The organism is Companilactobacillus furfuricola, from assembly GCF_003946325.1.
Lineage (GTDB): Bacteria > Bacillota > Bacilli > Lactobacillales > Lactobacillaceae > Companilactobacillus > Companilactobacillus furfuricola.
The window spans coordinates 1-1,840 of the sequence record NZ_RHNT01000083.1; the positions used below are offsets into that span (position 1 = coordinate 1).

Here is a 1,840-nt window from a genome sequence, read left to right on the forward strand (position 1 = left end):
TTGACAGATAGTTGATAACATGTTAAAATAATTAAGTCGCTTGTTGAGAGCTTCGGCGACCAACAAGAAGTAGACCTTTGAAAACTGAACAAAGTTTTAACGCTAATTGTGTAGGCCTTAATTAAATTAAGGTAAACAATTTATAACGAAGTCAGTTCGTTAGTAATAAGCAATAAATGAGTCACAAACAATCAAAATATGAGAGTTTGATCCTGGCTCAGGATGAACGCTGGCGGCGTGCCTAATACATGCAAGTCGAGCGAACTCTGGTAACTGATTTTTGATGCTTGCATCAAAATGAAGATACATTTGAGTGAGCGGCGGATGGGTGAGTAACACGTGGGTAACCTGCCCTAAAGTGGGGGATAACATCTGGAAACAGGTGCTAATACCGCATAACAACAATTTCCACATGGTCATTGTTTGAAAGATGGTTCTGCTATCGCTTTAGGATGGACCCGCGGCGTATTAGCTAGTTGGTGAGGTAACGGCTCACCAAGGCGATGATACGTAGCCGACCTGAGAGGGTAATCGGCCACATTGGGACTGAGACACGGCCCAAACTCCTACGGGAGGCAGCAGTAGGGAATCTTCCACAATGGACGAAAGTCTGATGGAGCAACGCCGCGTGAGTGAAGAAGGTTTTCGGATCGTAAAACTCTGTTGTTGAAGAAGAACATGCGTGAGAGTAACTGTTCATGTATTGACGGTATTCAACCAGAAAGCCACGGCTAACTACGTGCCAGCAGCCGCGGTAATACGTAGGTGGCAAGCGTTATCCGGATTTATTGGGCGTAAAGTGAGTGCAGGCGGTTTATAAGGTCTGATGTGAAAGCCCTCGGCTCAACCGAGGAAGTGCATCGGAAACCGGTAAACTTGAGTGCAGAAGAGGAGAGTGGAACTCCATGTGTAGCGGTGGAATGCGTAGATATATGGAAGAACACCAGTGGCGAAGGCGGCTCTCTGGTCTGTAACTGACGCTGAGGCTCGAAAGCGTGGGTAGCAAACAGGATTAGATACCCTGGTAGTCCACGCCGTAAACGATGAGTGCTAAGTGTTGGAGGGTTTCCGCCCTTCAGTGCTGCAGCTAACGCATTAAGCACTCCGCCTGGGGAGTACGACCGCAAGGTTGAAACTCAAAGGAATTGACGGGGGCCCGCACAAGCGGTGGAGCATGTGGTTTAATTCGAAGCAACGCGAAGAACCTTACCAGGTCTTGACATACCATGAAAGTCTAAGAGATTAGAGGTTCCCTTCGGGGACATGGATACAGGTGGTGCATGGTTGTCGTCAGCTCGTGTCGTGAGATGTTGGGTTAAGTCCCGCAACGAGCGCAACCCTTATTATCAGTTGCCAGCATTCAGTTGGGCACTCTGGTGAGACTGCCGGTGACAAACCGGAGGAAGGTGGGGACGACGTCAAATCATCATGCCCCTTATGACCTGGGCTACACACGTGCTACAATGGTCGGTACAACGTGTTGCGAACTCGCGAGGGCAAGCAAATCACTTAAAACCGATCTCAGTTCGGATTGTAGGCTGCAACTCGCCTACATGAAGCTGGAATCGCTAGTAATCGCGGATCAGCATGCCGCGGTGAATACGTTCCCGGGCCTTGTACACACCGCCCGTCACACCATGAGAGTTTGTAACACCCAAAGCCGGTGGGGTAACCTTTTAGGAGCTAGCCGTCTAAGGTGGGACAAATGATTAGGGTGAAGTCGTAACAAGGTAGCCGTAGGAGAACCTGCGGCTGGATCACCTCCTTTCTAAGGATAGGTACTTAGGTACCACGGAATACACAAGTTAAAACTTTGTTTAGTTTTGAGAGGTCTACTCTC

The 1,840-nt window shown here is 48.8% G+C and carries 1 rRNA gene; it reads left to right on the top strand.

Going from position 1 to position 1,840, the window contains the following annotated elements:
• The first annotated feature begins 194 nt into the window (after positions 1-194).
• A 16S ribosomal RNA gene (locus EKM78_RS12200) occupies positions 195-1,768 on the top strand.
• The last annotated feature ends 72 nt before the right edge of the window (positions 1,769-1,840 follow it).